At 65.7% G+C, this 26,130-nt stretch carries 21 protein-coding genes, 1 tRNA gene and 1 pseudogene; 11 read left to right on the top strand and 12 right to left on the bottom strand.

The window, feature by feature from the left end:
- Positions 1–142: 142 nt before the first annotated feature.
- Entirely contained in the window at positions 143–367 is a 225-nt protein-coding gene (locus tag JWN21_RS12850; RefSeq protein ID WP_299650837.1) for a BrnA antitoxin family protein, read from the bottom strand.
- Positions 368–530: 163 nt separating this feature from the next.
- On the opposite strand from JWN21_RS12850, the gene JWN21_RS12845 reads away from it, so the two are divergent.
- Complete coding sequence (locus JWN21_RS12845; RefSeq protein WP_299650834.1) at positions 531–1,439, top strand: glycosyltransferase; 909 nt, start codon at positions 531–533, stop codon at positions 1,437–1,439.
- A 112-nt stretch (positions 1,440–1,551) separates the two neighbouring features.
- The gene (locus JWN21_RS12840) at positions 1,552–2,109 is read left to right on the top strand and encodes a cupin domain-containing protein (RefSeq protein ID WP_299650831.1); all 558 of its coding nucleotides are present in this window, start codon (positions 1,552–1,554) and stop codon (positions 2,107–2,109) included.
- Here JWN21_RS12840 and JWN21_RS12835 read toward each other — a convergent pair.
- Positions 2,102–3,067, bottom strand: a complete 966-nt coding sequence (locus tag JWN21_RS12835) for a glycosyltransferase family A protein (RefSeq protein ID WP_299650849.1) — start codon at positions 3,065–3,067, stop codon at positions 2,102–2,104. The two genes, JWN21_RS12840 and JWN21_RS12835, sit on opposite strands and share 8 nt — an antisense overlap.
- A 34-nt stretch (positions 3,068–3,101) precedes the next feature.
- On the bottom strand, positions 3,102–4,067 hold the full coding sequence (locus tag JWN21_RS12830) for a glycosyltransferase (RefSeq protein WP_299650846.1): 966 nt from the start codon (positions 4,065–4,067) through the stop codon (positions 3,102–3,104).
- A gap of 787 nt (positions 4,068–4,854) precedes the next feature.
- Here JWN21_RS12830 and JWN21_RS12825 point away from each other — a divergent pair.
- A complete protein-coding gene (locus JWN21_RS12825; RefSeq protein WP_299650826.1) occupies positions 4,855–6,225 on the top strand; it encodes an MmgE/PrpD family protein in 1,371 nt (456 codons plus the stop codon).
- Here JWN21_RS12825 and JWN21_RS12820 read toward each other — a convergent pair.
- Genes JWN21_RS12820 through JWN21_RS12800 form a run of 5 tightly spaced genes read right to left on the bottom strand, consistent with a single transcriptional unit; the run spans position 6,197 to position 10,128 of the window.
- On the bottom strand, positions 6,197–7,009 hold the full coding sequence (locus JWN21_RS12820) for a helix-turn-helix domain-containing protein (RefSeq protein WP_299650823.1): 813 nt from the start codon (positions 7,007–7,009) through the stop codon (positions 6,197–6,199). The two genes, JWN21_RS12825 and JWN21_RS12820, sit on opposite strands and share 29 nt — an antisense overlap.
- A gap of 2 nt (positions 7,010–7,011) precedes the next feature.
- Positions 7,012–7,920 carry a CoA ester lyase gene (locus tag JWN21_RS12815; protein WP_299650821.1) on the bottom strand — a complete coding sequence of 303 codons (909 nt, stop codon included), beginning with the start codon at positions 7,918–7,920 and terminating at the stop codon, positions 7,012–7,014.
- Complete coding sequence (locus JWN21_RS12810; RefSeq protein ID WP_299650818.1) at positions 7,917–9,140, bottom strand: CoA transferase; 1,224 nt, start codon at positions 9,138–9,140, stop codon at positions 7,917–7,919. Before JWN21_RS12810 ends, JWN21_RS12815 begins: the two co-directional genes overlap by 4 nt.
- Positions 9,137–9,631, bottom strand: coding sequence for a MaoC family dehydratase (locus tag JWN21_RS12805; protein ID WP_299650815.1), 495 nt, complete (start codon positions 9,629–9,631; stop codon positions 9,137–9,139). The genes JWN21_RS12810 and JWN21_RS12805 overlap by 4 nt, the downstream gene beginning before the upstream one ends.
- Positions 9,631–10,128: a MaoC family dehydratase gene (locus JWN21_RS12800; protein ID WP_299650812.1), complete on the bottom strand. Its 498-nt coding sequence runs from the start codon at positions 10,126–10,128 to the stop codon at positions 9,631–9,633. Before JWN21_RS12800 ends, JWN21_RS12805 begins: the two co-directional genes overlap by 1 nt.
- 271 nt (positions 10,129–10,399) lie before the next feature.
- On the opposite strand from JWN21_RS12800, the gene JWN21_RS12795 reads away from it, so the two are divergent.
- From JWN21_RS12795 to JWN21_RS12775, 5 genes are read left to right on the top strand one after another with little or no spacing between them, the layout of a single operon-like run.
- Positions 10,400–13,483, top strand: coding sequence for a TonB-dependent receptor (locus JWN21_RS12795; RefSeq protein WP_299650809.1), 3,084 nt, complete (start codon positions 10,400–10,402; stop codon positions 13,481–13,483).
- A gap of 4 nt (positions 13,484–13,487) precedes the next feature.
- Positions 13,488–14,717 carry an acyl-CoA dehydrogenase family protein gene (locus tag JWN21_RS12790; RefSeq protein WP_299650806.1) on the top strand — a complete coding sequence of 410 codons (1,230 nt, stop codon included), beginning with the start codon at positions 13,488–13,490 and terminating at the stop codon, positions 14,715–14,717.
- Positions 14,717–16,162 carry an MFS transporter gene (locus JWN21_RS12785; protein ID WP_299650803.1) on the top strand — a complete coding sequence of 482 codons (1,446 nt, stop codon included), beginning with the start codon at positions 14,717–14,719 and terminating at the stop codon, positions 16,160–16,162. Before JWN21_RS12790 ends, JWN21_RS12785 begins: the two co-directional genes overlap by 1 nt.
- 4 nt (positions 16,163–16,166) lie before the next feature.
- Positions 16,167–17,021: a CoA ester lyase gene (locus JWN21_RS12780; protein ID WP_299650800.1), complete on the top strand. Its 855-nt coding sequence runs from the start codon at positions 16,167–16,169 to the stop codon at positions 17,019–17,021.
- Positions 17,022–17,070: 49 nt separating this feature from the next.
- Positions 17,071–17,997: a nitronate monooxygenase gene (locus JWN21_RS12775; protein WP_299650754.1), complete on the top strand. Its 927-nt coding sequence runs from the start codon at positions 17,071–17,073 to the stop codon at positions 17,995–17,997.
- A 1-nt stretch (position 17,998) separates the two neighbouring features.
- On the opposite strand, the gene JWN21_RS12770 is transcribed toward JWN21_RS12775, so the two are convergent.
- A complete protein-coding gene (locus JWN21_RS12770; protein ID WP_299650751.1) occupies positions 17,999–19,060 on the bottom strand; it encodes an isocitrate/isopropylmalate family dehydrogenase in 1,062 nt (353 codons plus the stop codon).
- 119 nt (positions 19,061–19,179) lie between these two features.
- Here JWN21_RS12770 and JWN21_RS12765 point away from each other — a divergent pair, with 119 nt between their 5' ends.
- Positions 19,180–20,349, top strand: coding sequence for an acyl-CoA dehydrogenase family protein (locus JWN21_RS12765; protein WP_299650747.1), 1,170 nt, complete (start codon positions 19,180–19,182; stop codon positions 20,347–20,349).
- Between the two features lie 135 nt (positions 20,350–20,484).
- Positions 20,485–22,290: an NAD(P)/FAD-dependent oxidoreductase gene (locus JWN21_RS12760; protein ID WP_299650744.1), complete on the top strand. Its 1,806-nt coding sequence runs from the start codon at positions 20,485–20,487 to the stop codon at positions 22,288–22,290.
- A 16-nt stretch (positions 22,291–22,306) separates the two neighbouring features.
- Here the strand turns inward: JWN21_RS12760 and JWN21_RS12755 are convergent, their stop codons facing one another.
- Together JWN21_RS12755 and JWN21_RS12750 are read right to left on the bottom strand one after the other, a co-directional pair.
- Positions 22,307–23,539: a cytochrome P450 gene (locus JWN21_RS12755; protein WP_299650741.1), complete on the bottom strand. Its 1,233-nt coding sequence runs from the start codon at positions 23,537–23,539 to the stop codon at positions 22,307–22,309.
- A gap of 327 nt (positions 23,540–23,866) precedes the next feature.
- The gene (locus JWN21_RS12750) at positions 23,867–25,132 is read right to left on the bottom strand and encodes a serine hydrolase (protein ID WP_299650738.1); all 1,266 of its coding nucleotides are present in this window, start codon (positions 25,130–25,132) and stop codon (positions 23,867–23,869) included.
- A 396-nt stretch (positions 25,133–25,528) separates the two neighbouring features.
- Between JWN21_RS12750 and JWN21_RS12745 the strand changes: the two are divergent.
- Positions 25,529–25,804, top strand: a pseudogene (locus JWN21_RS12745) (LysR substrate-binding domain-containing protein); the annotation flags it as partial.
- Between the two features lie 245 nt (positions 25,805–26,049).
- Here JWN21_RS12745 and JWN21_RS12740 read toward each other — a convergent pair.
- A tRNA-Ala gene (locus tag JWN21_RS12740) sits at positions 26,050–26,125 on the bottom strand.
- Positions 26,126–26,130: the final 5 nt, after the last annotated feature.

Genomic DNA, 26,130 nt, shown 5'->3' with positions numbered 1-26,130 from the left:
ACTTGAACGCCCGAAAATTACGTAAGGTTAGACCGTCGAGCACGCGCCATCCTTTTGACTATCCGGATCACCTGATATGCCGGTGATTATCATTAAACATAGCATATTAAAGTGGAACGTCGATTCCTACCGACTTGCGCACCTACAACCCCACCGCCTTCCGCAGCGCTTCGTTAATCTGCCCCTGCCACCCCGGCCCGCCCTCGCGGAAGCGGTCGAGCACGTCCGGGTCCAGCCGCAGCGTCACCTGACGCTTCGCGTGCCCGCGCACGGGTGGGCGGCCGCGCACGACGCCGTTCGGGCCGAGATAGCCCGTCGCCGGGCGGATCACCCTTCCGGCGACCGAGACCTCGGCGGTGTCGAACATCTCGTGCACTCCGGCGCGTCGTCCGCCGGATCAAGCGAGACGGCTGCGGTATCTGGCTTGTTCTCGCTCATTGGCCTTCCTCGTCGAGATGACCCGCCGCCCGCGGCCATCGGCAAGCATCACCGAGGTTGCATTGAGCGGCGCAGCCCGCAAGGCCACACAGGTGAACGCAGTCTCCCCCAACGCGCCGCCACGGGTGAGCGTCATCATGGCGACGTGGAACTGGAGCAGCTTCCTGCCATATTCCATCGGCAGCGTTCTCCGGCAGGACTATTCCGATTTCGAGCTTCTCGTCGTCGGCGATGCGTGCACCGATGGATCGGAACAGGAAGTCCGCGCCTTCGGCGATCCAAGGGTGCGCTGGATCAACCTCGCGGAACGTCACGGGCATCAGGCCGGACCGAACAACGAGGGGCTGCGGCAGGCGCGCGGCGCGCTGATCGCCTATCTGGGTCATGACGACCTCTGGCTTCCCCATCACCTTTCGGTGCTCGTCGCGGCGATCGACGGTGGCGCCGACCTCGCCTGGGGCATCGCGCGCATGGTCGCGCCGACCGACCCGGAACTGGACGGCGCCCATGCCGTCGCCGCGTTCAGGCCCGGTATGTGGCTGCCGCCGAGCTCGGTGGTGCATCGGAAAGCGTTGAGCGACCGTGCCGGTGGCTGGCGCGACTATCGGGAACTGGACTGCGACCCGGATACCGAGATCTGGGCACGGCTGCACGCTCACGGCGCGCGCATGCAGCCGGTGCCGAGGCTGACGGTGGTCAAGTTCCCCGCCGCCGCGCGGCGCGACGTGTATCGCGAAAAGCCCTGCCACGAGCAGGCGGCATGGTCGGCGCGGATCGCGCGGGAGGCGGATTTCGAGGCGGTCGAGCTCGCGGGGACGTTGATGACCGAAAAGGCGCGTCCACGGGTGAAGCCCTATCGCGCGCTGCTGGCCGAGCTGGCGAGCCGAACCGTCCGGGGTGCGGTCAGACGCCTGCTGCCCCGCGACGCGCGCCGCCGGCAGCAGCTCTTTTTCGAACGCCGCCGACGATTCAAGGGAGCGCCGCCGCCGGGCGGGGAGTGAGCGCGGCCGGACATGATCCGGCGGCGACAGTGCGGACCGTATGCGGGCTGGACAACGAGGCTGGCTACGTCGCAGTCAGGTCGCAGGCGAGCACCACGAAGGAGCAGGCGACGTGATCGAAGGGGCAGTCAAGGACGGACCGCTGAACACGGCGGAGTGGCAGATGCTGCAGGAGCCGATCGCGGGGCTCTGCGTGCGCGAGATACTCCACGTCCCCCGCGACCATGGCATCATCACCGAACTGTACCGACCCGATTGGGACCCCACCGGCCTGCCGGTGGTGCACGCCTATCAGTCACGTCTGTTTCCGGGCGCGATCGGCGCCTGGAGCTGTCACGCCGACAATTTCGATCGCCTGTTCGTCAACCAGGGCCTGGTCAAGCTGGTCGCCTATGACGGTCGCGAGGACAGCGCGACCTATGGCCGGGTGAGCGAGTATCGTATCGGTGATCATCGCCCGACCTTCGTCGTGCTGCCGCCGGGTGTGTGGCATGGTCTCCAGAACCTGGCGCCGGTCGATGCGCTCGTGATCAACTTCTCATCCAGTGCCTATGATTACGCGAACCCCGACCATTATCGGCTGCCGCAGGATACCGACGCGATTCCCTATCAGTGGAGCAGCCGGTCGCACTCGGCCGACGCCATCGAACGGCGTCGCAAGCTCACCTGATGTCCGCGTCGACGGCCGGAGGAGGCCGCCTCGCCAGCTTCGCCATCCGTCGCCGGTCGAGTTCGTAACACACCTGCTCGCCGGCGCGCCGCGGACCTGGCCGCAACGTCCGGGCCACTACCCGCGCGCCGTTCAGACAGGTTCGTAGCGGGTCGGTGCGAACGGCTTCCGCGAAGAAGCTCACGGCCCCGTACAATTCCCGACGACGCAGGCACTCGATCGCCAGTCCCCAGCAGGCGCGACCGCGGGTCCACGATGCCACGCTGGTGCGCGGCATCGTTCCGGACGCCCGCAGGGTTCGCAGAACCGCGCGCCAGGCGCGATACATCCGCTCGCGATCGTACGAGAGCGACTGCGAGCCGACCCGGTAGGAGACGAGCGGTTCGGGCACGCACCCGACCGTGTAGCGCGCCGCCAGTTGCAGCTGGAGCAGGTAATCCTCGCAACCCTGAACCTCGGGCCTCTCGTCGAAGCCACCCACTTCCAGCAACGCAGCCCTGGGCGCGAGGATGATGCTGCCGCAGCCGACGACGTTCCAGTACAGATGCGGCCAGAATATTCGCCCCTCCAGGCGGAACTCCGCCGGCCGTTCCAGCTGCTCGCCCGCCGGTCCGATCCTGGAGTGGAAGCAATAGACGAAGCCCAGCTTCTCGATCGTGACTGCCTCGGCGACCTGTTTCTCGAGTTTCTCCGGGTGCCACAGGTCGTCGGCATCGAGGAACGCGACGAACACCCCGTCGGCGCTGGCGATACCCCGGTTGCGCGCGGCACTCACGCCACCGTTGGGACCTGACAGCATCCGCACCCGGCGATCGTCCGCGCAGAACCGGCGCGCGATTTGGGCGGTGCGATCCGTCGAGCCGTCATCGACGATCACGACCTCGAACGCAGGGTAGGTCTGCCGCAGCGCCGACCAAAGCGTGGCCTCCAGCGTCACTTCCGCATTGCAGGCGGGGATGACGACGGAGACCAGGGGCCGCGCTGCGATGATCCTATCCGCTCCGACGGGGCGAGGAGGGTCCGGGCAGGGACGATCCTTGCGTTGCTTTCGGCTGATCCCGACGCCTGAGCATCAACAGGAACAACGCGATGTTTCCGGCAAATCGCGGTTTGCGAAGACCCGCCTTCCACAACTTCACGAAGCGCTTTCGACGAGGAAGCGTCCACACTTCGGCAAGCGCCGACACCTGCGCGAGCTGGCGAGGCGTCAGGCGTGCCCCGTATCTCACACGCAAGATGTCCGCCTGATCGCAATAAGCGCACAGCACGCGAAAGGTCGCGTCGCTGAAGATCGTTCGCTGTACGCTCAGCACAAAGCGCACGAACCCGGCCGGTCGCACGCCGACGACGTTGCGTCCGTGCTGACGGTAGAGGACGGTCGCCTCGGGGATCAGCCGAATCTCCCCGAGCGCGGTCGCGACCTGCCCGAGCCAATGGTCATACATACCCGCTTCCGCAGGGATCGGGCGCGCATTGGCATAGAGCGAGCGGTTAGCCACGATGGTGCAGCCGGTAACCACATTACCCAGCAGCAGGTCGCTCAAGGCATGTCGTTCCGGATCAAAACGCGCGTAGCGGTGAAGCGAGTCCGAGAGCGGCTGCAGGTCCGGGCCGACGACCGCCAGGTCGGTATGCACCAGCAGCGGGTGATCATGGCCCCAGGTTCGGACAAGGTCCCCCATGGCCGCGAAGCTCGTCGCCATCTTTCCCGGGAGCCATATGTCGTCCTGATCACACAGGAAGATGAAATCCGCATTCGCTGCAGCAATTAGCGCCGCAAAGTTGGAGGCGGCACCAGCCGTGCAGGTCGGCGAGGGAAGGAGCACGATACGACCCGGATGCCGCGCCGCGTACTCCCTCACGATGGTCAGGGTAGCATCGTCGGAGCAGTCGTCTCGGACCACGATCGTGAACCATGCAAACTCTTGCGCGAGCAAAGAGTCGAGTAGGGGACGCAGGAAGCGCTCGCCAATTGTAAGTGGCGATGAGCACCTCGACCGATCCTGCGACGGGATTGGAGCTCAAGCAGCGGTCCACATCAGGTACTAGCGCCGCCGGAGTGCGATGGTCGCTGAAAGACGGCGAATAAGTCCTGCGATCATCGATGTATTCTATGCCCGCGCAGGTGCCGAGGGCAATGCCGGTCGGGGCGCATGCAGCTGGTTCGTGCGATGTGGGGCGGGAATGTCAGACCATGTCCTCTGAGCGAGCGCAACTGACTATCCTGCCACCCTCCAGCCTGACGATGCGCTGGCACCCTCCGCGCACTGAAAAGGCACCGTCAGCGCCAAGAGGTTTGAAGGCGGCGGACCTGCCCTCCGCGCGATCAGTGGGACGCCGTCGGCCTGCCGCAATGTACGGCGGCCAGCCTGCGCAAGGCATGCGCCGGCCCGTGAAGCTTGGCGTCAGCCATCGAGGCATGAAGTCGGCAAGTCAACACAGCAGCAATGCGGAGGTGGCGAACTATACCGCGCGGACGATCAGCAGCGCATGGCGAAGGCAGCGACAGGTCCGGCAATCAGCGACGCATCGTGGTTCTCGCATCTGCAGCGAGATTGTTTGCTAATCAAGCAATGGGCAAGGCACAGATGACACGACTTGGTGCCCGCCGGTTCTGACAGCGGCACCTATGTGAGAACAGTTCGAGCCGAGGGGGTTCTATCGAAGCGCGTGACCGCAGTATCACACCCGTGATATTGTGATTGGTGTCTTGCGTTGTCAGCCGACAAAATTGACGCTTCCGCCATGACAAAAAAACTTAGCCGCGCCGGAGCCGCAAGACCTGTGAGCATTACGTCAGACCTAGTCCGCGACGTCGTTGCGATTGGGTGGACCGATGTGACGCCGGACGTAGCCGAGGTCGCCAAGCAGTGCCTGCTGGACTGGCTCGGCGTCTCCATTGCCGCTCACGCCGAGCCACTGGTCGACCAACTCGCCGCTATCGCTGCGGAAGAGGCAGGGGCGGGTGTCTGCACGCTGATCGCTCGCAGTGCGCGCGCACCCCTGTCGCAGGCGGTGCTGGTGAACGGTGCGATGGGTCACGCGCTGGATTATGATGATGTCATCACGAGTATGGGACACCCGACGGTGCCGGTCGCGCCTGTCGTGCTGGCGCTGGGTGAGGCGTTCGATCGATCCGGACGCGACGTCCTGACCGCGTTCATCGCCGGCGTCGATGCGGAGGTGCGCGTCGCCCGGCTGCTGGGTCCGTCGCACTACCAGCGCGGCTTTCACGGCACCGCGACCTACGGCACGTTTGGCGCCGCCGCCTCTGCGGGGCGCATGCTCGGCCTGGACCAGGAGGCCACGATCCGCGCCTTCGGCATCGCCGGTACACAGGCGGCGGGGCTGAAGGCGGTGTTCGGCACGATGTGCAAGCCGCTTCACGCCGGCAAGGCGGCGGCCAACGGCCTGCTCGCCGCGCGTCTTGCGGCCCGGGGCTTCACCAGTCATCTCGACATCCTTGCGACCGAGCAGGGCTTCGGGACGACCCAGTCGGACGCGCTCAATCCGGAAGCGGCGCTCGCACCGCCGCCGCGCGGTCACTGGGTCCGCGAAACGCTCTTCAAATACCATGCCGCCTGCTACCTGACCCATTCCGCGATCAACGCCGCGGATGTTCTGCGCCGCCGCCAAGCATTCGGGCCCGACCAGATCGTAGCGGTGGAGGTCGGCGTCGACCCCGGTCACCTGCGCGTCTGCGCGATTCCGGCACCCGCCACGGGGCTCGAATGCAAATTCTCGCTAACCATGACCACCGCGATGGCGCTGATGGGGGAGAACACGGCGGACGACCTGCTCTTTACCGACGCCACCGCGGCGCGCACCGATTTGATGGCGCTGCGCGACCGCGTCGTGGTGACTGGCCGGAAGGCCAGAAGCGCGACGCTGTCAGAGGTGACGGTACGGCTCGCCGATGGACGGGTGTTGCGCGAGGAAGCGGATTGCGCGGTGCCGGCGGAGGACGTCGAGGCACAATGGACCCTGCTAATTGCCAAGTTCCACTCCTTGGTCGATCCGGTACTCGGCGCGCAGCGCGCGGCGGCGCTGGTCGCACATTGCCGGGCGCTGGACACGGCGTCCAGCGTCAGGCCGCTGATCGCGCTTGCTGAGTGATCGCGCGATATTCGGCTTCGCCGCCGGCCGGGTTGGCGGCAGTGAAGGCGGCAAAGCTCTTTTGTAGCTCGAAGAGCGCGGCGATGATGGTCGGGCGCGCCGCCTCGATCCGCTCCACCGGTACCCCGACGCCAATCGCCATCGGCATCAGCCCGACCGGTGCGGGCACGGTAATGGCGATCGCGCCGAAGCTGGGCGTCACATCGCCGCGCGTTTGCGCGTAACCGCGCTGGCGCACCTGCTCGATCAGCGCCAGGAACTCGCTCGGCACGACGCGCAACCGCGCTTCCGTCGCTTCTGCGTTGCAGCGATGGACATGGCGAAGCACCTCCTCGTCCGACTTCAGCGATAGCAACGCCCGGCCCATGGCCGATACGGTCATCAGCTTCAGGACTCCCGAACGGATCTGCATTGCGCGAACCTTGTCGCGAAAGATGACCAGGATATATTGTGCGTGCGTACCGTTCTGGATGCCGACGAAGACTGTTTCGTCGACATGTTCCTGCAACTCGGTCAGCCTGGTGGTAAGCGAACCGGCATCGTCGAATTGATGGTTGATCCAGCTACCCAGCAGCGCGACGCGGATCGTGGGCGAATAGGTCCGGGCCGCGCGATCGTAGTTCATGTAGCCCAGTTCGCGCAGGTTCGTCAGCAGCATGGAGGCGCTGGCCTGCGGTATCCCGAGTTCGGCCGCGATCCGCCCGACGGTCAGCGGCCGCTGACGCATCGAGAAGAGCTCGAACAGCGCCAACGTGCGTTCTGCCGATTTGACCGAGCGTATCACCGTTACATTCCGTAGAGTTCGGCTTTTCTGAGCGTGTTGCGCGTCAGGCGCAATACGGCCACGTCGATCATCACGCCGTCCACCTGTACCGCACCGAGCCCACGCGACTCGGCTTCCAGATAGGCGGCTTCCTGGCGCCGTGCGCGATCGACATCGGCTTGGCTGGGGCTGAATACGTCTAGTGCAGGCTCGATCTGCGAGGGGTGGATCGCCCATTTGCCGACCATTCCCAACGCTCGCGAGCGGGTCGCCTCGCGGCGGAAGCCTTCGTCGTCGCGAAAGTTGGCGAAGGGGCCGTCGACCGCATCGATCCCCGCCGAGCGCGCGGCCATGGTGATGCGCCACCGGGCATAGTGGAAGATGTCGCCGGGGTAGCCGTCGCTTGACCCGATCGCCTTGGTGTCGATCCCCTGTGACCCCGAATAGTCCCCCATGCCGAAGATCAGGCATTCCATTCGTGGCGAACAGCTCGCGATCTCCTCCACATTCTGCAGCGCCTGCACCTCTTCGATCAGCACCTCGATGCCGATCTGACGGTCGAGCTTCAGCCGCTTTTCGAGCTGCGTCAGCATGCGATCGAGGAACAGGACGTCGGCGGCCGTGTAGGGCTTGGTCAGCATGATCGTGTCGAGGTTGGTGCCCGCGCCCTCGACGATCTCGATGATGTCGCCGTGACACCATTCGGTAGTGACGTCGTTGATGCGGACGCAGCGGGTCTTCTTGCCCCAGTCGAGATTGTTGAGCGCGTGGACGATCTTCTGCCGCGCCTCGACTTTTACTGATGGCGCGACCGCATCTTCCAAGTCGCAAAAGACGTGATCCGCTAGCGATTGCGCGCCCTTGGCGAGCATCTTCTCGCTGGAGCCGGGGACGGAAAGCTGGGAGCGACGCGCGCGCGCGGGACGGTTCATGCGGGGGTCCTTTCATGGGCGGCCGCCTCGCGGCGGTCGATGAGCATCTGGATTTCTTCGGAGGAGAGACCGGCTTCGGCAAGGCGCTGGCGGGTGTGTTCGCCCAGGAACGGCGCGCGCGTGCGAACGCCACCCGGTGTTTCCGTCATCTTGATCGGCACGCCGGCGATGCGAAGCGGGCTGTGGCCGGGCTCCTCGACCGGCACGATCATCTCGCGGGCGATGAAATGCGGGTCCTGCTCGATCTCCGCAATGTTCATCACCGGACCGAAGGGAATATGTCCCCCCAGCCGCTGCATCAGCTCGGCCTTGGTGAAGCGTCGCGTCGCCTCGCCCAGCGCCGGGATCAGCGCGTGACGGTTCGCGGTGCGCTGCGGTCGGGTCGCGAAGCGTGGGTCGGTCAGGAGGTGGCCCGCGTCCAGCGCCTCCGTCAGTACGGAAAAGAACGCGTCCTGCTGCGCGGCGATGGTGATGTGGCCGTCGGCGGCTGGGAACATGCCGAACGGGCAGAGGAAGGGATGGTGGTTGCCCTCCGGTCCTGGGACGACATCCTCGGTCGAGTGCTGCCAGATCATCCGCTCGCATACCGCCAGCACCGAATCCGCCATCGCCACGTCGACGAACTGGCCGACGCCCGTCCGGCGCGCATGGTGGACCGCCGCCAGCACGCCGAAGCCGAGCATCAGTCCGGGGACGATGTCGCCAACGCCCGGTCCTACCTTGGTCGGCGTACCGGCATCGGGACCCGTGATGGCCATGATGCCGCCCATCGCCTGCGCGACGACGTCGAAGGCGGGCCATTGCTGGTATGGTGACTTGCCCGTGCGCGGGTCGCCGAACCCGCGCAGGCAGCCATAGACGAGCCGGGGATTGATCTCCCGCAATACCTCATAGCCCAGGCCCAGCCGGTCCATCACGCCGGTGCGGAAATTCTCGGTGATCGCGTCGGCGTCGCGCACCAGCATCTTCAATGCTTCGCGCCCGCCCTCGCTCTTGAGGTCGAGAACGATGCTTTCCTTGTTGCGGTCGATGCTCTGGAAATAGCCGCCCAGTTCCCGCTGCTGACCCCCGGACCCGTTCGGTCCCCGCGTCATGTCGCCCTGCGGCGACTCGACCTTGATGACCAGGGCACCATGATCGGCGAGTACCATCGTGCCATAGGGGCCCGCCAGCATCTGGGTCAGATCGATGATCCGGATGTCGCTGAGTGCGCCGCTCACCGATCGCCCCAATGGCTCTTCCGCTTCATCAGCACCAGCCGGTCGACCTGTGCGACCTGCTCGTCATGTTGGTTGAAGCCATAGTGGCGGAAGCGGATCAGCCCCGCATCCTCGCGGTCAGCGTCGCTGCGTTCCAGCACCTCGCTGAACGCATACAATGTGTCGCCGTGCGTCACCGGACGCATCAGCTTGACGTTGTCCAGCCCGAGTTCGGCGAGCGCGTTTTCGCAGCAATCCTGTGCCGCGAGGCCCAGCACCATCGAGAAGTTGACCCCGCCATAGCTGATGATCTTGCCGTTGCCGAAGGGCCCGCCACTCTTCGACATGGCGTCTTCATTGAAATGACCCTGCGCGGTGTTCATCACCATGTTGGTGATGAGCACATTGTCCAGGTTGGTGACGGTCTTGCCGCGCGCGTGGCGAATGGCGAGTCCGACTTCAAAGTCCTCGAAGTAATTGTGTTGCCCGGTCAGGGCGGACAGGCGCTGCATCATTGCGCTCCTTCGATCTGGCGGCGGCGGACCAGGTTGGATCGGCGAAAGCTGACGACGGCGGCGCCCTCCTCGTCGATCCCGGCGCTGTTCCAGGTGACGATGCCGTTGGCCGGGTTGCTGCCGGACACGCGCGCCTCGATTGTCTCGCTGGTCGCACGGATGGTCGTGCCGGGATAGACCGGCCGATGGTAGGTCAGCTCGAACACGCCAAGGAACGGCCCGCCGATTTCCGAACAATCCTCGACCGATAGGCCGAGCACGATGTTGAAGAGGAGCTGCGGGTTGACGACGATGTCCGGATGGCCGTGGGCGCGGGCATAGTCGCGGTTGAAGTAGAGCGGATTGAACGCCAGGGTAAGGGTCGAGAAGAGCAGGGTGTCGCTGGTCTCGACGGTGCGGCCCCAATGGTGTTCGAACTTCTGGCCGACCGTGAAATCCTCGAAGAGGCGACCCTTCGGCCACAGCTTCGCCCGCTGCCTGATATCCTCCGCCATCCACCCCGCTCCGACTGTTTTGTTGCCTTGGGAATGCGCGTGACCATCGCGTTGAGCAAGCCGACCCGGCGTCGCTGACGGTAAGCATCACAGATGTGATTGAGGGAAACCTTGGTGGCGGCCCCGGGAACGGCGGGTTTCCGGGCGATTGCGCGGCTTCATCACGTATGCGATACCATGTTTGGACGGGATGCCTTTGCGAGCGGCGGCAGATACGATGGACCTCGAATTCGAGCTCCGCTTCAGCCGAGCCATCCAAGGGAGAGACATCATGGTCGTGAGACCCACTCGTTTCAGGATCCTGCTCGCATCCACCGCCGCGACGGTGGCGCTGGTTGCGGCGACCCCGCTATATGCCCAGACCGGGCCGCAGCCGCGCTCAGCCGGCAATCAGGCCGACCTGCCGCAGACGCCTGCCGAACAGGATCGCGAGCAGGCGGCGGACACCCCGGTTTCCGATCCCGCAGCGCAGACGGTCGGCAACGACATCGTCGTCACCGGATCGTTCATTCGCGGCACACCGGAAAACGCCGCATTGCCCGTGGACGTGATCGGCGAGGCGGAACTCGCCAATCGGGGCACGCCCTCCACCCTCGACCTGATCAAGTCGCTGCCCAGTTCGAGCGGCGTGCTGGGTGACTCCAACCAGTTCGATTCGCGCTCCGGCGGATCGGAGGGCAGCGGCTCGATCAACCTGCGCGCCCTCGGTCCCGAGCGGACGCTGGTGCTCCTCAACGGGCGCCGGCTCAGCTTCAATCCCGTCGCCGCGACCGCCAACGGCGTGGTCGACACCAACCTCATTCCCTCGGCGGCGATCAGCCGCGTCGAGGTGCTCAAGGACGGCGCTGCCGCGCTGTACGGTTCGGACGCGGTGGCTGGCGTGGTCAACTTCATTACCCGCACCGATCAGCGCGGTCTCGCACTCGCCGCCGACTACCGGTTCATCCGCGATTCGGACGGCGATTTCACTCTGTCCGGCTCGTACGGCGGCCGGTTCGGTGATCTGCGCGTGTTCCTTTCCGCCGGCTACCAGCATCGCGCGCAGCTGGAGGCCTACACCCGCGACTTCGTGCGCGTGGGCTATCTAGACAATCCGAACGGCGGTTACACCGCAATTGGCAATCCCGGCACCTATATTCCACTCGGCGCGAACAACGCAGCGATCGGTCCGGCGCGCCGCGACGTCAATTGCGCGTCGTTGAACGGCTTTCCCGGCTTCAGCGGCGCAACACCGGTCTGCTACTCGCAGAGCGTCCAGTTCGACAATCTGGTCGAGGAGGAGAATCGCTACCAGGTCTTCGGCGACCTCTCCTACGAGATCAGTGACAAGGCTACCCTGTACCTCGAGGGGCTTTACGCGCACACCGAAGTGCCGCGTTACATCACCAGCCCGTCGCAGGCGCCGGTACAGCTCCCCGGGGTCGATCCGACGGGCGTGCCGGCGCTGGCCGGCCGCTTCTTCGTCCCCGCGAGCAATCCGGGCTTTCAGTCCTATGTCGCGGCCAATCCGGGCGTGTTCCCGGCCGGCACGACGGGCGTCCAGCTCGTGTCGTTCCGGCCGTTCTTCCTCGGCGGCAATCCGCTGTTCCGAGACACGGGCGGCGCCGAAGCCGAGCGCAAGATCGACGCCTTCCGCATCTCCGGGGGGCTACGCGGCAACCTCAACCCGTCCTTCGGGTATGATTTCACCGTCACCTACATGGAAAACAAGAACTACCGGACGAACAACGACGTCATCTCCAATCGCCTGCAGCTTGCGCTGATCGGGCTTGGCGGATCGGGCTGCGATTCCGATCCGGCGCGGGCGGGTGTCCAGGGCACGCCCGGAGTCGGAGCCTGCCAGTATTTCAATCCCTTCTCCACCGCCGTCGCGTTCAACCCGCAGCAGGGCGGCGTTAACCCGCAATACAACCCCGCCGTCGCCAACTCGAACGACGTCGCCGGCGCATTCTATCAGACCTTCAGCTACAACGCCCGGAGCCGGCTGCTGGTGGCCGACCTGGTCTTCAACGGTCAGACGGGGATCAATCTGCCCGGTGGCGAGATCGGATGGGCGCTGGGCGGCCAGTACCGCAAGAGCTGGTACGAGAACCGTGCCAACGGGATCGGCGACGCCAGGACCAATCCGTGCCTGAACACCCCCGATTTCCTCGTGACCAACTGCGCGATCCGCAATGGTCCGCTGTCCTTCTACAACGTCACGACGCCGGTGGATCTCACCGGCAGCGTCTATGCGGGCTTTGCCGAACTGAGCCTGCCGGTGTTTGACTCGCTGTCGTTCCAGGCTGCCGCTCGGTACGAAGACTATGGCGGCGGGATCGGCTCGACCTTCAACCCGAAATTTGCGGGCAAGTGGGAGGTGGTCGACTGGCTGGCGTTGCGCGGGTCGATCAGCACGACCTTTCGCGGGCCGCCGCTGATCTCGACCGATCCCAATCCGGCGACCACGCTGCAGAACGTCCGCGGCATCTTTCGCGCCATCGACGCCTTCGGCGATCCCAACCTGAGCCCCGAAAGCGCGACGTCGTTCAACATCGGCGCACTGGTGGACGCCGGCGGCTTCCGGGCCTCGGTCGATTACTTCAAGTTCAAGTTGCGCGACTCGATCACGGTCGAGCCGATCAGCGCACTCGCTGCCGGCCTGTACCCCACCAACACCACCAATCGATGCACCGATCCGGCCTTTGCGGCCATCCTGGCGCGGTTTTCGTTCCAGGATCTCAACGGCAACGGCACCGCGGACGATTGCGCGGCCGCGAACATCGCCCGGGTCCGCGTCAACATCATCAACGGCGCGCCGGTCAACGTGGACGGGCTGGACTTCGCGATTTCCTATGCGATGCGCGATGTCCTGGGCGCGCGCGTCACGGTCGGGGCGGACGCAACCTGGTCGCTCAACTACGACATCGGCGCGCTCAGCCTGGGCAACCTGCCGCTGTCCCCGGCGTTCGACGCGGTCGGCAAGCTCAACTTCCAGACGGTCGCCTACCCGCTGCCGGAATGGAAGGGCACCGCCTATGTCAACATCGACGCGGGGCGGCAGAACCTGCGCGTCACCGCCCGCTATTTCGACGGCTATGTCGATCAGCGTACCGACATCTTCTCGCCCTCGGTGAACTACAGCACCAACGGCACCACGCCGACCACTTTGCCGCAAGGCAAGAACATCGCTTCGTGGACCGTGATCGACGTGGCCTATCGGCTGGAGCTCCCCGCCGAGATGCAGTTCGTCGCGAGCATCGACAATTTGTTCAACGTCGACCCGCCCTTCGTTCGCCTCAACTACAGCTACGATCCGTTCGTGGCGAACGGGCTGGGCACCACCGTCAAGTTCGGCTTCAGCAAGAAGTTCTGATCCCATGACCCCGCACAGCCTCGACGCCGCCGCCGCCCTGCCCGAAGCAAACGGCTATCTCACTCCCGAGCGGCTGATGATCCGCGATCTCGCGCGCGATTTCGTGCGCGACGAAGTGCTGCCGGTCGCCAACCGGCTGGATCCCGAAAAGGGCGACATTCCGCGCGAGCTGATCGACAAGATGGGCGATCTCGGCTTCTTCGGTATTCTGATCCCGCAGGAGCTGGGCGGGCTGGGGCTGGGCGCGTTCGAATATTGCCTGGTGGCGGAAGAGTTGGCGCGGGGATGGATGAGCGTCGCCAGCATTATCGCACGCGGCAACAACTTCTACCGGTCGATCCCTGGGAGCCCGGAGGAGCGTCAGGAAAAGGCGCGCAAGATGGCGGCCGGCCGGTATCTTGGCGCCGCGGCCCTGTCGGAACCCAACACCGGCTCCGACCTGTCCGGCGTCAGCTGTCGGGCGCGTCGGGATGGGGACGATTGGGTCATCACTGGCAACAAATATTGGTGTACCTTTGCCGACGGCGCCGACTTCATCAACGTGCTTTGCCGGATCGACGATCCCGACGCCCCGCCCGACGCGAAGGCCGGCACGATCAGCGTCGCGGTCGAGAAGCCGCGCGGCCAGCTTCCCCAGGGCGTCACGGGTAGCCCGATTCCCAAGATCGGCTATTTCGGCTGGAAGACCTGGGAACTGCATTTCGACGGCGTGCGCGCACCATACCGCACGCCGACGAGCGAAGCGGACGGCAGCGGCAGGGGCTATCAGGTCGCCGCCGCCGGCCTCGGCATTGCCCGTGCGCATACGGCCGCACGCGCCATCGGGCTGGCGCGCGGCGCGCTGGAGGATGCGATGGTCTATGCCAAGGAACGCGTGCAGTTCGGGCAGCCGATCTCCGACTTTCAGGCGATCCGTTTCAAGATCGCGACCATGGCGACGGAGATCGAAGCCGCGCGCCAGCTGATGTATCATGTCTGCACGGAGCTCGACGAGGGTCGCCCCGCCCGTGTGGAAATCTCGATGGTCAAGCTGTTCGCATCGGAGATGGCGGAGCGCGTGACCAGCGAGGCGCTGCAGATCTTTGGCGGCGCCGGTTACACCACGCTTTACCCGATCGAGCGCTACTGGCGCGACGCACGCCTCACCAAGATCTTCGAAGGCACGTCCGAGATCCAGCAGCGGATCATCGCCGATCAGCTGCTCGGCAAGCCCAGCCGCAGGGGGTCCAACTGATGCAGCCCATCGTGCCTGCCGATCCGATCGAGGCGGTGGCGGAGCCTCATGCGAGCGGCGCGGCCGCCCGGACCACCAGTTCGTCGGCGGCCAAGCTGACGCCCAGCTGGCTGGTCCTGACACTGTTGATGCTCAGCTATGCCGTCAACTTCGCCGATCGCACGATCATCAACGTGCTAGGCGAGGCGATCAAGCGCGACCTGCAGCTCAGCGACACGCAGCTCGGCCTGCTCGGAGGGCTCAGCTTCGCCTTGCTGTACGCGGTCATGAGCGTGCCGATCGCGCGCCTTTCCGATCGGTACAGCCGGGTCCGCATCCTTTCCACCGCCATCGCCTTCTGGTCGGCCGCGACCATGTTGTGCGCCGCGGCGACCAGCTATGTTCACCTGCTGGTGATGCGCGTGTTCGTGGGTATCGGCGAGTCCGGTTGCTCGCCCTCGGCACAGTCGCTCATCACCGATTACTTCCCCCGTGCGAAACGCGCGTTCGCCATCTCGATCTATTACATCGGCGTGCCGCTCGGCAGCTTCGGGGGCGCGATGTTTGCGGGAGCGCTGGCCGAGGACTATGGCTGGCGCGTCGCGTTTCTCGTCGTTGGCGCGCCCGGCATCCTGCTGGCGCTGGTGCTTCTCCTGCTGATGCGTGAGCCGCCGCGAGGCCGGTTCGACGCGATTGAGGCGGACTCGGAAGCGCCCCCGTTCAGCGCCGTGCTGCGGACCCTGTGGTCGACGCCGGGGCTGCGCAACGTCGCGGCCGGCACGACGCTCGCGGCATTCACCGCCTATTCGATCGGCGCATTCCTCCATCCCCTGTTCGTGCGCGACTTCAAAATGGATTATTCCGAGGCGGCCTTCACCTATGGCGTGGTCAACGCGGGTGCCGCCGCCGTCGGGACGTTCATTGGCGGCTGGCTTACGGATGTGCTGACGCGCCGCGACTATCGCTGGATCGCATGGCTGCCGGCGCTGGGACTGGCGATCGGCATTCCGCTTCACGTCGGCGGGGTGCTCCAGTCCTCCTTGACGGTGCTGGTCGTCTGCATGTTCGTATCCAGCTTCGCCGGCGCGTTTTACCATGGCCCGACATTCGCCTCGATCCACAACCGCATTGCGCCACGGATGCGCGCCACGGCGACCGCCATCCTGATGCTGCTCTCCGCGTCGATTGGGCTGGGCATGGGGCCGTTGCTGACCGGTTTCGCCAGCGACAGCTTCGCGGCGGCGGCCTTTACCGGGCTGGACTATGCCGGCGAATGCGTGCGGCGTGGCATGCTGGCTGCGGCGACATCCGAGGTGCGCGCAGCCTGCGGGGCGGCCTCGGCTGAAGGTGTTCGCTACGCCATCGCGCTCGTGTCTCTGGTCAACATCGTGGCGGTCTGGAACTACATGATCGCCGCCCGGCGCCTCAGTCGCGAGGAAGACGGCGTCGAACTGCACGGAGGCTGACCGAATGACGTCCCGCCCGCGGCGTAGCGCGCTGTACATGCCGGCCTCGAACGCCCGCGCGATCGAGAAGGCGCGGGCGCTACCGTGCGACACGGTGATCCTCGATCTGGAGGATGGGGTTGCGCCCGACATGAAGGACCTCGCCCGCGATCAGGCTACTGAAGCGGCACGGGCAGGCGGCTTCGGCCGGCGCGAGCTGGTGATCCGGGCTAACGGCCCGGATACCGAATGGGGCGAGGCGGACCTTCGCGCCGCCGCCGCCGTGCGGCCGGACGGCGTGCTGCTGCCCAAGGTGTCCGACCCGGAGGTACTGCGGCGCGCCCGGGCGATGATCGGCGAGGGCATCCCGCTGTGGGCGATGATCGAGACCTGCGACGCGATCCTGAACCTCGCCGCCATCGTGGCAGCGGCGCGCGAGACGGGGCTTGTGGCCCTGGTCGCGGGCACCAACGATCTCGCCAAGGAGATGCGTTGCCGTCCGGGCGCCCTGCGGACGCCGCTATTGCCTGTGCTGAGCCAGATCGTCGTGAGCGCCCGTGCCGCAGGGGTGACGGCGCTGGACGGTGTCTGTAACGTGATCGACGACGACACCGTGTTCGAAGCGGAGTGTCGCCAGGGTCTGGACTGGGGCTTTGACGGCAAGACGCTGATCCATCCCGCGCAGATCGCCACGGCCAATCGGGTGTTTGCGCCCAGTTCGGAGGAGATCGCCTGGGCGGAAAAGGTGGTCTCTGCCTTCACCCTGCCGGAGAACGCCTCCCGCGGCGCGATCCGCCTTGAAGGCAAGATGGTGGAGCTGCTGCACCGCGCCGAGGCGGAGCGGACGCTCGCCATCGCGGCGGCGATCCGCGCTGCCTGAGCCGTCGCCGCCCGGCGATCGCCTGCGCACGCTGATCGCGGGGCTATCCTTGCCCGTCATCGTCGCGCCGATGTTTCTGGTCTCCGGCCCGGCGCTGGTACTCGCCGCGTGTGCGGAAGGGCTGGTTGGCAGTTTCCCGGCCCATGCGACGCGCACGCGGGCCGAGTTCGAGGCGTGGCTGGTGGAGATCGAAGAAGGGCTGGCCGCGCTGCGTGCTGCTCATCCCGATCGCGTCGTCGCGCCCTATGGGGTCAACCTCGTCACGCACGCGACCAACCCGCGCATGGCAGGCGATCTGGAGCTGTGCCTGCGCTACCGCGTGCCGGTGGTCCTGACCTCCAAGAGCGCACCGATCGATCTGGTGCCGACCGTGCAGAGCTATGGCGGGGTCGTGCTGCACGACGTCGCCAGCCGGCGGCATGCCGAAAAGGCCGCCGCCGCCGGCGTCGACGGTCTGATCGCGGTTGCGACCGGTGCCGGTGGGCACACCGGCACGATCAATCCGTTTGCGCTCCTCAACGAGGTACGCTCCGTCTGGGATGGGCCGTTGGCGCTCGCCGGGTGCATCGGCACCGGGGCGGACATCCTCGCCGCGCAGGCCATGGGCGCGGACCTCGCCTATGTCGGCACGCGCTTTCTGGCGACGGAGGAGTCGCTGGCAAGCGATGGCCACAAGGCGATGGTGGCCGCCGACGGAGCGAGCGACGTCTTCTTCAGCGCGGCCGTCGACGGCGCGCCCGCCAATTTCCTCACGCGCAGCCTGCTTGCCGCCGGTATCGAGCTCGACGCGCTCCGCACGACCTTGCCAGGCGCCATCGTGGCGGCGGGCACCGCCAAGCGCTGGAAGAACCTCTGGTCGGCGGGGCAGGGGATCGGCGCGGTGAAAGCGGTGGAACCCGCGCGCGCGGTCGCGCAACAACTCAAGCGAGAATATGCCGCCGCCCGCGCCACGCTGCTCGCCCGGCTGAGCGGTTGAGCTACAGTGACGCGATCACGGCCGCGCCGAAGGCATGCGTCGTGGCCTTCCCACCAACGTCGGGCGTAAGGGTGAGGCCATCTGCATAGACCCGCTCGATGCCGGTGCGGAGCCGCGCCGCGGCGTTGCCGAATCCGAGATACTCGAGCATCATAGCCGCCGACAGCAGTGTCGCCGTCGGGTTGACGATATTCTTGCCGGCTATGTCCGGCGCGGTGCCATGCGCCGATTCGAAATAGGCATAATCGGCACCGAAACAGCCGCTCGCCGCCACCCCCAGCCCGCCGACCAGCCCCGCTGCCATGTCCGACAGGATGTCGCCGTAAAGATTGGGCATCACCAGCACGTCGAAGCGGTTCGGCATGCGGACGAGCCGGTGCGCGCAGTCGTCGATGATCAGCGTCTCGAACCCAATGTCCGGAAAGTCGGCGGCGACTTGCGTCGCGACTTCCATGAACAATCCGTCGGTCTGGGGCAGCATGTTGTGCTTGGCGCTGGCAGTGACCAGCCCGCGTCCGCCCGCCAGCTTGCGCGCGCGCGCAAGCTTGAAGGCGTGGCGTACGACCTGCTCCGACTTGGCGCGCGTGATCGCCTTCAGCGCGAAACGACCCTCTCCCATCAGATGCGGCGCGACGCCCGCAGTGCGGCTCGTCAGGGCCAGCGGCTCCAGCACGGCGAGGTCGCCTTCGATAGCGACATAGGCGTCCTCCAGATTCTCGCGCACGATCACCAGGTCGATGCCGGTCGGATCCGCAAGGACGCTGGGCATCCCCGGAAACCAGCGGATCGGACGCACATTGGCAAAGGTCTGCATGCCCCAGCGCAGATAGAACAGCGCCGCTGCCGAAGGCCCCGACGTGGCGCCAAACAGCGTCGCATCGGCATCGTCGATCGCGGTTCTAGCCATGTCGGGAAACGCCGGCAGACCGGCCGCGAGGGCGCGCTCTCCGACCAGGGGATGTACGAACCGAAGCCCGAGCGCCATGCTCTGAAGCACTTCCAGCGTCGTTTCGAGCGCCTCGACGGCAGCGCCCTCGCCCGGAACCACAGCGACTGTCGGCAACGCGTTGCTCCCTGCGACGTTTTCGTGAAACCATTGCTAGTGCATTCACCGCGGGTGAGCGAGCGTCGCGGCGCACCATTCGCCAGGTTGCCGGAACTGGGCATGGGGGAGCAACAGCCATGAATTTCGATCTCGCCGACGACCACCGCATGCTGAAGGATCTGGTGCGCCGGTTCGTCGACACCGAGCTGATGCCGCTGGAACCCGGCGTGCTGGCGCGTGAGGCTTCGGGACAGTCACCCGCGCTGCCGCCGGCGGACAATGCGCGGATCGACGCTGTGTCGCGCGACCTGGGGCTCTGGGGTCTGGACGCGCCGGAGGACATCGGCGGGGCAGACTTGCCGATGGTCGCGATCGTCGGCGTCAACGAGGAGCTTGGGCGAACGATCGTTCCGTATGTGCTGCCGCCCGACTCACCCAATCTGCGGATGCTGATGGCGACCGTCACCGACCGGCAGCGGACCGCTTACCTCGAGCCCTATGTGCGAGGCGAGACGATTTCGGCGATTGGCATCTCTGAACCGGGCGCGGGTTCGGACCCGTCGGGCATGTCGACGCGCGCGGTGCGTGATGGTGACGATTGGGTCATCAATGGTCGCAAGACATGGATCACCCGCGCCGCCGAGGCCGACTTCACGATCGTCATGGCGGTCACCGAGCGAACTGAGGCGGGCAGGCGCAACAGCGTGAGCGCTTTCCTGATCGACCGCGACACGCCGGGCTTCAACATCCTGCGGCAGATCGCGCTGATCGGCGGCCAGTCAGCGTACGAGATAGCGCTGGAGGACTGCCGGGTGCCCGGTTGGAAGCTGCTCGGTCAGGAGGGGCAGGGGTTCGCACCGATGCAGGTCCGGCTTGGGACACGCCGGATAGAGATGGCATCCTGGTCAATCGGCATGGCCCAGCGCGCGCTCGACATGCTGGTCGACTATGCACCGCAGCGCACCACCTTCGGCAAGCCGCTGTCGGAGCGTCAGGCGATCCAGTTCTGGATCGCCGACGCGGCGACCAAGATCCATGCAGCACGGCTGATGACCTATGACTGCGCGTGGAAGCTCGACGAGGGCCGCGACGTGCGCAGCGAGATATCGATGATCAAGGCGTTTGCGGTCGAGATGGCATATGAGGTCGTCGATCACGTCATGCAGGCATTCGGCGCCATGGGTATGACCAAGGAACTGCCGCTTCACCTGATGGCGACGCGGCTACGCACCATGCGGATCTACGATGGGCCGACCGAGGTCCACAAATGGGTGGTCGCCCGCAACCTGCTCGGCACGGCACACTGAGGCGACGGAACCATCGGGAGAAAGCCGGCCGGCACCGCCGGACGCCCGGCTCGAGCCAAGCGCCATTGTGCACACCGCCTTGCACGCGCAAAAGGTCCGCCGCGCCCTGCCTCCATGACAATGTCGAGAAGGTTCATGCCTGTGCCTGCCACCGAGCCGAAGATCGACAAGGAGGCCTTGCTCGCCCGGTACGTCGCCGAACGCGACAAGCGCCTCCGGACCGACGGCAGCGCGCAGTATCATCGCACCGAAGGCATGTTCGAGCGCTACAAGCTGGACGTCCAGGCAGAGCGGATCGAGCGCGAACCGCTCTTCGATCACGTCACCTTCGCGTTCGTCGGTGGCGGTTTTGCCGGGCTGGTGACCGGCGCGCGGCTGGCCGAGGTGGGCGTCACTGACGTTCGCATTGTCGAGAAGGGCAGCGACTTTGGCGGTACATGGTATTGGAACCGTTATCCCGGTGCTCAGTGCGACACCGCCTCGATGGTCTATATGCCGCTGCTGGAGGAGACCGGACACCGCCCGACCGAGAAATACGCGCACGGACCAGAGATCCTGGCGCAATGCGGGCGGATCGGGCGGCAATATCGGCTGTACGAAAAGGCATTGTTCCAGACCGAGGTGACGGGTGCCGAGTGGGACGAAACGGCATCACGCTGGATCGTCTCCACCAATCGCGGTGATCGCTTTACTGCCACCTATCTGGGAATGGGCGTCGGACCGTTGCACGTCCCCAAGCTGCCGGGCATCCCCGGCATCGAAACCTTTGCAGGCCACAGCTTCCACACCAGCCGCTGGGACTATGCCTATACCGGCGGCGATGCCGAGGGTGCGCCGCTGGACCGGCTGGCCGACAAGCGCGTGGCGATCATCGGCACCGGCGCCACCGCGGTGCAGATCGTGCCGCATCTCGCGGCGGCCGCGGGTAAGCTCTTCGTCGTGCAGCGCACGCCCTCGTCAGTCGACGTACGCGACAACCGCCCGATCGATCCCGACTGGTTCGCGACGGTCGCGACGCCGGGCTGGCAGCTACGCTGGCTGGAGAACTTCACCGACAACCAGGCGGGAGGTAATGCGCGCGACGATCTGGTCCAGGACGGCTGGACCGACATCTCGCGTCGTATCCGCTCAAGGCTCATGGGTCTGCCGCGCGAACAGATGACGCAAGCGGCGATGCTCGCGGCGTACGAGGACTGCGATTTCGAGAAGATGGAGGAGATTCGCGCTCGGGTCGACACGACCGTCGCGGACGCCGCCACGGCTCAGGCGCTGAAGGCGTGGTATCGCCAGTTGTGCAAGCGACCCTGCTTTCACGATGCCTATCTGCCGGCGTTCAACCAGCCCTCGACGGAGCTGGTCGATACCGACGGGAAGGGGGTCGAGCGGATCACGCCCGCAGGGTTCGTGGTCTCGGGACGCGAATATGCAGTGGACTGCATCATCTTCGCATCGGGCTTCGAGGTCGGCTCCGATTACGAGAAGCGCGCCGGATTCGATCCGATCGGACGCGAAGGGCTGACGCTGTCGCGTGCTTGGCGCGACGGAATGCGATCTCTGCATGGTATTCACGTCCACGGCTTTCCCAACGCGTTCTTCGTCCAGCCCGGGCAGGGCGCCAACCTGATCTCGAACATCCCGCACAACCTGGTCGAGGCCGGACGCACGATCGCGACGGTGGTCGGCCACGCGCTTACGCTGGGCAAGCCGGTCGTGGAGGTGGGGGAGAACGCGCAGCGGGCATGGGTCGAGCAGCTGCTCGGTGGCCCGCCCCGGCTGCTCGGTGCGCCGGACTGCACGCCGGGCTACTACAACAACGAGGGGCAGGAGCCGACGGCGGCGATGCGTTCCGCCGTCGGCTATCCGGCGGGGCCGAGCGCCTATTTCCGTTACCTGGATGGTTGGCGGACCAGCGGTGCCTTTGCCGGGCTGACCTTCACCTGACGCTAAAGGTCTGTCGTCAGGCCTGAACGCGCAGCTCCTGCAGCCCGCGAAAGAACGGCAGCGTGCGCCAGCGAGGTTCGACCTCGGTGTCAAGCATATGGAGCTTGGGAAAGCGTTGGAACAGCTTCAGCAACGCCAGCTGGCCTTCCAGCCGCGCAAGCGGGGCGCCGATGCAGATGTGACTGCCGCCGCCAAACGACAGATGCGGCGCGCGCTTGGCGTCGATGATGAACGCCTCCGCATCGTCAAATACGGCCGGGTCGCGATTGGCGGCGCGCAGGACGGTGGTCACCGCCTGGGTCGCCGCGACCGGGCAGCCGCCGATCTCGCCATTTTCGGCCATGATGCGTTGGGTGATGTCTATCGGCCCCTCATACCGCAGCACCTCCTCCACCAGTGAGGGTGCGAGGCCCGGCTCGGCGAGCAGCTTGTCGCGTTCGTTTGGGTTGAGCATCAGCTGTCGGGCACCGTTCCCGATCAGATCGGTGGTCGTCAGATTGCCGCCGACGAGCAGCGCGATGAGGTTGACCACCAGCTCGGCGTCGTTGATCTCCGCGCCTTGTGCCTGAAGCGCGACCATGTCGCTGATCAGGTCGTCGCCAGGGTTTGCCCGCCGGTCTGCAATCTGCGCGCGGAAATAGGCATGGAGCGCAGTGCGGCAGCGTTCGAGCACGGCGGTTTGTTCGGCCGAGCGGAACGGGTTGAGGCCCAAGATCACGCCTTCGGACCACTCCCGGAAATCGTCCAGGTTGTCGCCATCCACCCCCAGGATCGCCGCGATCGCGTGCACGGGAATGGGTACGCAATAGCGGGCCATCAGGTCGAACGGCCGCGCGGGATCGATGGCGTCGAGTGCGGCGGCGATGACCCGCTCCACGCGCGGGCGGCAGGTCTTCACGCGTGCGTAAAAGGCGCGCTGGAGCGGCCGGCGTATGCGCGCGTGGTCCGGGTCGTCCAGGACCAGGATCGACACGGCCTCGGCGCGCGGTACCCCGGGTGGAAGCTGCTCGGCCTGACGGCGGATCAGGACGGCAGCCTCCTCCGCCTTTGCGCCATCGCGATACGTGCGGCGGTTCGCGAGCACGCGATGTGCCTCGGCATAGCCCGTGACGATAAACGTGCCCGCCTGTGGATCACGAGCCACCGGGCAGGTCTCGCGCAGCGGACGGAGCACCGCGTGCGGATCGTACTGGTAGGCCGGGTTCATGGGCGTGAGCGCGAGTAGCGAAGCGTGGGGATCATCGCTCATGGGTACTCTCCTCGATCGACCGCCTGAGCGACTCGTTGGAAGCGATCGTCCGTAGCCGCGGCCTTCCCATGGCTCCTTCCGATCGGATCAGTGGCGCGCTCCGTGCTGCCCGCAAGCACTATTACGCCCGGCGCGGCGTCAAGCGCAACGCGCGGATACCCGGGTAAGAGCGCTGCGCGACGCCTCTGCGACAGGTAGTGGCAGCGACACTACACCTGGGTCGTCATAGTCATCCCGACCCCGCTGAACTCGCGAGACGGCAAATTCGAAGTCACACCGCCAGAAGACTCGTCTTCTGAGTGGCTCCGGCAGAAATCCATATGCAGGTCACTGACGACCGCGATCGAGCGCACGAGCATTTTGATCTTCACCGAGCGCGAGCCAGTCCGTCTTCGGCAAGCCGTAAAGCATGTCGAAGAACTCGAGCTGGAGCCGCGCCGGCGTGGAGCGGGAACTGTTCCAGAGCATCACGATGCCGCTCCGGTCAGCGGGGTCGAACAGGATGAGCGACCCGTACCCGTCTACGGCTCCCCGGTGTCCGACCAGCCGATGCCCTGCATAATCGAAGCTGCGCCAGCCCAGACCATATGACGCGTTGGCCAATGCGCGATCCATCGGGCCACGTCTCCCGTGAGGCGGCGTCGCCACGCGCGGGCGGTGAAGCGTTTCCAGCACGGCAGGTGAAAGCACTCCGGGGGCACCGCCCATCTGTGCGGACATCCACCGGACGAGATTGCGGATTGACGAGTTCACGCCGCCTGCAGCCGGAACGTGGTAATAAGGATCCTTCACCTCGACCGTTCTCCTGTTCGGGCGGTGAGGGCGGGCCCAGCTTGCAGAGCCCTCGAGGCCCGCGCGGCCGATGCTCGTGTTGGTCATGCCCAGTGGCGCGAACAGCGTTTCACGTGCGGTCTTTGCATAGGACTGTCTGGTGACCTGCTCCACGATCTCCGAGGCGGTGTCGAAGGCGACGTTCTGATAGCTGTAGCAGGTCCCGGGCAGGCAAAGGGGGGTGATGGTGCTGAGCTGTGACCGAAGCACCGTCGGATCGTCGCCGGCCTCCAGGCGGTCGTCCCAGGCGTTCCGCGGAAGGCCAAGACGATGCGACAGCAGATCGGCCACCGTCACCCCGGACATGTTGCCGGCCAACCGCAGACTTGTGCCCACAGAAACAATTGGCGCGGCTAGCGACAGACGCCCATCCTCGTCGAGCTTGGCTACCAGGGTCGCGGCTACACCTTTCGACACGGACGCCCAGCGGAACACCGTGTCCGGCGTCACCGCGCTGCCCGAGCCCGCAAGTGTTTCACCATATCCGCGCATGAAGCGAACGTGCCCGCGCTCAATGGTGGCGACGGCAAGCCCGACCATATCCGGCTGCTGCATCAGCTTGACGACCCGCCCATCCAGTCGACCATAGTCGACACGCGACGGGTCCATGCGGTTCTTCGCGTCGGCGGTGGTAACAGCCGTGGGAGCTGTGGCCTGCCCGCTTTCGCTTCCAGCAGCACTGCGAACTACGAGCGTTGCGGCTGCGCCGCAAAGGACCACAGTCGACGATATCAAACCGATCTTCGTCTTGGACCCAAGCATGACCGTTGGCCCCCTACGCTGCACGAGCAACTCCTAGCGACCGCCTTTTAACGATTGCGCAGACTTCATATACTGCTTCTCGGCGGCGAGGGTCGGCGGCGTCAACCGCGACCTTGGTGGGAGAATAGATCCCGAAGCCGGCCAAACCCCGGTAGCCGTCGATCGACGGGATGTTGAGGATGCGGCCGCCTGCGGATTGCGGGCGGTGGCCAGCGCCGTCGCCCCTCGCCAAAGCGCGTTCGACAACCAGGTCACCGAAACCGCGCGAGGCGCGGTGATGAACCAGGTCTTCATGAGGACAGTCCTTGAGATTGCAGACAGAAGCTCACTCCGTGGGCGAGAGGCGCGCCCACAGATCGTTGAAGGCGAGCGCGTCGAAGAAGGCGGCGGCGCGGATCCTGGTCCTTCAGTCGCCATGGTCAAGAGGTCGAGTTCGAGGCGAGTGGGCCGCTTGCCCTTCATGATCACGAGCTGATGATCGAGGCGGCGCTTGCCGGGATTGCGCTCGCCTATGTCTGGGGAAACCGGGTGCTGCCCCACCTCGCGGAGGGGCGTCTGATCGCCTGCATGGAAGACTGGATCGTACCTGAGGACTGGCTCTACATCTACTATCCGACCCGCAAGCACATGACGGCGGGCCTGGGCGCGATTGTAGAGATGTTGCGGGCCTGAAACACCAACGCGATGGCCTCAGATCCTCCACGCGAGACGACCGATACAAGCCATGTTCCATTTTAGCTGGGGGCCGAAAGCTGCTCCACAGATATCATGTCGTAGGAAGGGGATCGCAAAGGACCCGCGTCATCTCCGCCACCGCCCTATTCTGCGAAGGATCTCGTCGAGAAAATGACTTAAGCTGCCTCTTGCGTACCGTTTGCGCACGATGGCTCGTCTGATGAGCTAAGTCATTGGCGCGGTGGTGGAGCTGAGGGGAATCGAACCCCTGACCTCTGCAGTGCGATTGCAGCGCTCTCCCATCTGAGCTACAGCCCCGCGCA

The sequence above is a fragment of the Sphingomonas bacterium genome (assembly GCF_028292945.1).
Classification (GTDB): domain Bacteria; phylum Pseudomonadota; class Alphaproteobacteria; order Sphingomonadales; family Sphingomonadaceae; genus Sphingomonas.
The sequence above is the reverse complement of the archived record's forward strand: the minus strand, read 5'-3'. Positions and strand labels throughout refer to the sequence as shown.